This window comes from Rudaea sp. (genome assembly GCF_036560865.1).
Taxonomy (GTDB): Bacteria; Pseudomonadota; Gammaproteobacteria; order Xanthomonadales; family Rhodanobacteraceae; genus Rudaea.
Window position 1 is genome coordinate 1 of record NZ_DATBQK010000009.1, and the last position, 5221, is coordinate 5221.

Sequence of the window (5221 nt, forward strand, 5' to 3'; positions counted from 1 at the left end):
TACGTCGCCGCGGTCGTTGGCCGCGATCCGCACGCTGCGATGCCCGGGATGGATCGCGAACGGATGACCGGGATGGATCACGCGGCGATGTCCGCAATGGATCACGCCGCGATGGCGCAGGCTGCGGGCGACGGCGCCGCGGCCGCGTCGGCTGCGTGGACGCCGCGGACCGGACCCGACGTCGACATGACCGTCGCGACGCCGCGCAGCAATCTCGACGATCCCGGCATCGGCCTGCGCGACAACGGTCGGCGTGTGTTGAGCTATGCCGATCTGCACACGCCGGGTGCGCCGATCAGCGCGGACACGCAACGCGATATCGAGCTGCATCTGACCGGTCACATGCAGCGCTACATCTGGTCGTTCGACGGCAAGAAATTCTCCGACGCCGAACCGCTGCGTTTTGCCCACGGTGAACGCGTGCGCATCACCCTGATCAACGACACGATGATGACGCACCCGATCCATCTGCACGGCATGTGGAGCGAACTGGAAACGCCGGGCGGCGAATTTCAGGTCAGAAAGCACACCGTCGTCGTGCAGCCTGCTCAGAAAGTCAGCTATCGCGTCAGCGCCGACGCGCTTGGCCGCTGGGCCTATCACTGCCATCTGCTCTATCACATGGAAGCGGGCATGTTCCGCGAAGTGGTGGTGGCGTGATGGCAAGCGAGAACCTTCACCGCGAAGGACGCAAAGGACGCAAAGGAAAAGCGAAGGTAACCAATTCATGGCTGTTCCTTCGCGTTCTTCGCGTCCTTTGCGGTGAGGCTTTGCTGTTCGCTGTAGCGGCTTTCTTCGCATCCGCAGCCCATGCGCAAGACGCAGATCATGTGCCACCCGAGCCGCCGCAGCATGCGATGGCAGCGATGTCCGACGCGGAGATGACGCGCGTGATGGAGATGGACGATCAGGCCCGGTTTGCGATGTTCAAACTCGACGAATTCGAGCGCGCGCAAAGCAGCGATGCTTATTCAACGGTGTGGAACGCCGAAGCCTGGTACGGCGGCGACTTCGACAAGCTCTGGTTGCGCACCGAGGGCGACCGCGAAGCCCGGACGACCGACGCGCGGCTCGAAGCATTCTGGGATCACGCGTTCGCCAGCCACTGGGACTGGCAACTCGGTGCGCGTCACGATTTTGGCAGCGGGCCAAAGCGTAGCTGGGCGGCGTTCGGCGTGCAGGGACTGGCACCGTACTGGTTCAAAATCGAAGCCACCGCCTACGTCGGCGACCAAGGCCGCACAGCTGCGCGCCTGCGCGCCGAGTACGAGCTGTTGCTTACCCAACGTCTGGTTCTGCAGCCCGAGCTGGAAGTGAATCTCTACGGCAAAAGCGATCGCGCGCGCGGGATCGCGTCGGGCCTGTCCGATGCCGAATTCGCCCTGCGCCTGCGTTACGAAATCCGCCGCGAGTTCGCGCCCTATGTCGGCGTCGTTTGGAAACATCGCAGCAGCGACATGGCTGCAGGGTTTGGCGCGGCGCCCATCGATCGCAACGAAACCCAGTTCGTCGTCGGCGTGCGCCTGTGGCTCTAGTTTTCCTTCTCCCACCGGGAGAAGGTGCCCGGAGGGCGGATGGGGGAAAAGCTTCGCCTGAAGGATAAGGCCAATTGGGCGGCCATCCCTCATCCGGCGCTTCGCGCCACCTTCTCCCGACGGAGAAGGGAGAAGGCATCGCCTCAGCCGAGCATCACAGATGTCATCGAGATCGTGCTGAAAAGTTCGGCATTGAAAATCCGGGTTGCATCGCCTTCGTGTTTGGCGCCGAGTACGTACAGCAGCGGCAGATAGTGTTCGGGCGAGGGAATGGCGAGCGCAGCTTGCGCATCAAGGCTGCGCCAGTCGATCAACTCAGCGTAGCGATTTTCGGCGATGCGCGCACGCGCGGCATTGTCGATGCGCACGGCCCAATCCGGCGCTGCCGGATTGCGGAAATTGAGCGTGCGCAGGTTGTGCACGATATTGCCGCTGCCGAAAATCAGTACGCCTTCGTCGCGCAGCGGCGCCAGCTCGCGCCCCAATGCATGGTGAAACGCGCCGGGCTGCGTCGTGTCGAGGCTGAGCTGAACCACCGGAATATCGGCCTGCGGATACATCACGCGCAGTACGCTCCAGGCGCCGTGATCGAGGCCGTATTCCGGCGTCGTGTTTACTTTTACACTTTTGACCAGCTCCACCACGCGCTGCGCGAGCGCCGGATCACCCGGCGCGGGATAGCGCACATCGAACAGCGCCTGCGGAAAGCCGTAGAAGTCGTGAATCGTTTCCGGCTGCTGTGCGCTGGAGACGAACACGCCGCGCGATTCCCAGTGCGCCGAGATGCACAGGATCGACTTTGGCTTCGGTATGCGTGCAGCCACGTCCTGCCAGCCGCGCGTGAACGCGTTGTCCTCGATCGCGTTCATCGGCGAACCGTGGCCGACGAACAGCACGGGCATGCGGGTAGTCGATTCGCTCATCATCGTCTCCAATCAATAGGCCACGCTGATGCGCTGGCGCGGTTTGTCGTTTTTCTCGACGCGGTCGAGCAGGGCGACGGCGTAGTCGGCAACCGTGATGCGGCTCTTGCCATTTGCGTCGACCAACAGCTGTTCGCCGCCGACGCGATAGTTGCCGCTGCGCACGCCGTCTTCGATCATCGCCGCCGGGCTGATATAGATCCAGTCGATATCGGCTTTCGATGCGCGGAACACATCGAGTGCCTCACCCTGAGCCTCGGCTTCGGGTTTCCACGCGGCGGGGAAGTGCGGATCGTCGATCACCCTCACGCCGGGCGCAACTTGCAGAGTGCCCGCGCCGCCTACCCAGGCCAGGCGTTTGACGCCGGCTTTGGGCAGGGCGTCGAGCAGGGTTCTCGCGCTTTTCGCTACGCTCGCGAAATCGCCATCGCGGCGCGCGGAAATGCTGGCGATCGCGGCATCGGCGCCTTGCAGTGCCGCGGCGTAGGTCGCGGGTTTGCTCACATCGCCGACAAGGACGTTGAGTTTTGGATTGCTCACGCTCAAGCGCGCAGGATCACGAACAACTGCGGTTACGGTATGGCCGCGTTGCAGCGCTTCATTGAGAATGCCATGGCCGATATGGCCGGTGGCGCCGAACAATACGATTTTCATTTTGTGGGTTCCATGAAAGAGGAGCCAAGCATGCACCGATATTCGGTTTCGGAAAACCACCGCCGGTGCAACGCTGCGTCCTGTTCGACCTGACGAATGTCATCTGCATTCGCTGACGGCTGCGACTGCCGCGGTGGCTGGCGAATGCGGATCATGCTCCCACAGCCGACCGTTTCGGCCGAGGGAGCGAGTCATGAACACCAGCATCGCCAGCGTTATCGACACCTTGCACAGCAGTTCGGGCGCAACGACGTCGCAGGGTCTCGCCAATATCGTCGAGGTCGTGCACCAGGCTTACACCTCCGCATCGGCGGACACCACGGCCGATGGGCAGAAGCGCAGCGAATTCAACAAGTGGCTGATCGTGGTAGCAGCCGTCGTCGGTGCCTTTTTCCTGCTGCGCGGCATGCGCAAGCTGATGCACTTCGCGTTCGCGATGTTCTGGATATGGATGTTTGCCCGTGGACACGGCCACCACGCATTCGGCTGGTGGTAGCCGCCGTTTCTGGAATCGTTCCGCGCGATCGGTACGCGTGGTTGTTACCATGAGCGGAACGCGCAATCGGCGCGAACCGCCAACGGGTAACCGCAATGAGAGATCGCCATGGCGTCACACGCAGCGCTTGATCGCGGCGATGCCAGCCCCCGTGCCGTGCCGACGATCGCGATTATCGGCGGCGGTCCGGCTGGCTTGATGGCGGCCGAAGTCGCGCGTGCGGCCGGCGTTGAGGTGCATGTCTACGACCGCATGGGCTCGGTCGGGCGCAAATTCCTGATCGCGGGCAAGGGCGGCCTCAATCTGACCCACTCGGAAAATTTCGATGCATTCGTCGCGCGCTACGGCGCACGCGAAAAGGAAATCCGCGCATGGCTGGCGCAGTTCGACGCCGATGCGTTGCGTGATTGGGCGCGCGGCCTTGGGGTCGAAACCTTCGTCGGCAGTTCCGGCCGCGTATTTCCGAGCGATCTCAAGGCGGCGCCGTTGTTGCGCGGCTGGGTGCGCCGCCTGCGCGCGAGCGGTGTCGTATTTCACATGCATCATGGCTGGTTAGGCTGGAGCGAGGACGGCTCGCTGCGCTTCGCAAACGGTGACTCTGAAAAACCCGTGCGCGCCGATGCGGTTGTGCTTGCGCTCGGCGGCGGCAGTTGGCCGGTGCTCGGCTCGGACGCCAGCTGGGTGCCGCTGCTGGAACAACGGCAAATCGCCATCGCGCCGCTGCAGCCATCCAATTGCGGCTTCGATGTAGGCGGCGCCAACAACGGCTGGAGCGAACACTTCGCCACACGCCACGCAGGCCAGCCGGTCAAACCTGTTGTCATCGAATGGCGCGACGCCGCTGGTACAAGCCTGCACCGGCAGGGCGAGTTCGTGATCACCGCGACCGGCGTCGAAGGCAGCCTGATCTATGCGCTCAGCGCGCAGTTGCGCGATGCGATTGTGGCGCATGGCAGCGTCGAAATTCACCTCGATCTCGCGCCCGGCCGCGACGCGCAGCGTCTCGCGCGCGACCTCGCGCGCCCGCGCGGCAGCCGCAGCCTGAGCGAGCACCTGCGCCGTCAGGCAGGTATCGACGGGGTCAAGGCCGGACTGCTCTACGAAGTTTTGAGCAAGGCCGAGATGCAGGATTCAGAGCGTCTCGCCGCGACGATCAAGTCCCTGCCATTGCGCCTGCAACGAGCGCGCCCGCTCGATGAAGCGATCAGCACGGCCGGCGGCGTGCGCTTCGATGCGCTCGATGAAAACCTGGTGTTGAAAAAATTGCCCGGCGTATTCTGCAGCGGCGAAATGATCGACTGGGAAGCGCCGACCGGCGGCTATCTGCTGACCGCGTGCTTTGCCAGCGGGCGCATCGCGGGGCAGGGTGCGGCGCAGTGGGCGCTACGAACGCGATTCTAGCTCGTCATTCCCGCGTGCTCTTGGCGGGAATCCAGATTCGCTGTTTCGACGTCTTGATTGCGATCCAACGCAGGCCTAGCCGAATGCGCCATTCATGCCACAACCAAGCGGATCCTTTGCAGCAAAAATCCGATTCGCTATCGTGTGCCTCATGATCGAGGTGAAAACCTTCACCGGCGCCAATGTTGCGCCGCATCTGGACGCGGTGGCCG

At 63.4% G+C, this 5221-nt stretch carries 7 protein-coding genes; 4 read left to right on the forward strand and 3 right to left on the reverse strand.

Annotated features, from left to right (window positions below; genetic code table 11):
* Together VIE67_RS01105 and VIE67_RS01110 are read left to right on the forward strand one after the other, a co-directional pair.
* On the forward strand, positions 1–660 hold a 660-nt coding region (locus VIE67_RS01105; protein ID WP_332022427.1), incomplete at its 5' end, for a multicopper oxidase domain-containing protein.
* 197 nt (positions 661–857) lie between these two features.
* Entirely contained in the window at positions 858–1535 is a 678-nt protein-coding gene (locus tag VIE67_RS01110) for a copper resistance protein B (RefSeq protein WP_332022429.1), read from the forward strand.
* Positions 1536–1678: 143 nt separating this feature from the next.
* On the opposite strand, the gene ygiD is transcribed toward VIE67_RS01110, so the two are convergent.
* Together ygiD and VIE67_RS01120 are read right to left on the reverse strand one after the other, a co-directional pair.
* Positions 1679–2458 (reverse strand): 4,5-DOPA-extradiol-dioxygenase, encoded by a 780-nt coding sequence (gene ygiD, locus VIE67_RS01115; protein WP_332022431.1) that lies wholly within the window; start codon positions 2456–2458, stop codon positions 1679–1681.
* 12 nt (positions 2459–2470) lie between these two features.
* Positions 2471–3112 (reverse strand): NAD(P)-dependent oxidoreductase, encoded by a 642-nt coding sequence (locus VIE67_RS01120; protein ID WP_332022433.1) that lies wholly within the window; start codon positions 3110–3112, stop codon positions 2471–2473.
* A 193-nt stretch (positions 3113–3305) separates the two neighbouring features.
* On the opposite strand from VIE67_RS01120, the gene VIE67_RS01125 reads away from it, so the two are divergent.
* Positions 3306–3608, forward strand: coding sequence for a hypothetical protein (locus VIE67_RS01125; protein WP_332022435.1), 303 nt, complete (start codon positions 3306–3308; stop codon positions 3606–3608).
* A 108-nt stretch (positions 3609–3716) separates the two neighbouring features.
* The gene (locus VIE67_RS01130; protein WP_332022437.1) at positions 3717–5009 is read left to right on the forward strand and encodes a TIGR03862 family flavoprotein; all 1293 of its coding nucleotides are present in this window, start codon (positions 3717–3719) and stop codon (positions 5007–5009) included.
* Positions 5010–5013: 4 nt separating this feature from the next.
* Here VIE67_RS01130 and VIE67_RS01135 read toward each other — a convergent pair.
* Positions 5014–5221, reverse strand: a 208-nt coding sequence (locus tag VIE67_RS01135) for a hypothetical protein (RefSeq protein WP_332022439.1), incomplete at its 5' end; no start/stop codon positions are given.

What these genes read in the sequence shown, in the direction of transcription:
- VIE67_RS01110 (WP_332022429.1), top strand. Translation starts at nt 858, where the DNA reads ATGGCAGCGATGTCCGACGCGGAGATGACGCGCGTGATGGAGATGGAC.
- ygiD (WP_332022431.1), bottom strand. Translation starts at nt 2,458, where the DNA reads ATGAGCGAATCGACTACCCGCATGCCCGTGCTGTTCGTCGGCCACGGT.
- VIE67_RS01120 (WP_332022433.1), bottom strand. Translation starts at nt 3,112, where the DNA reads ATGAAAATCGTATTGTTCGGCGCCACCGGCCATATCGGCCATGGCATT.
- VIE67_RS01125 (WP_332022435.1), top strand. Translation starts at nt 3,306, where the DNA reads ATGAACACCAGCATCGCCAGCGTTATCGACACCTTGCACAGCAGTTCG.
- VIE67_RS01130 (WP_332022437.1), top strand. Translation starts at nt 3,717, where the DNA reads ATGGCGTCACACGCAGCGCTTGATCGCGGCGATGCCAGCCCCCGTGCC.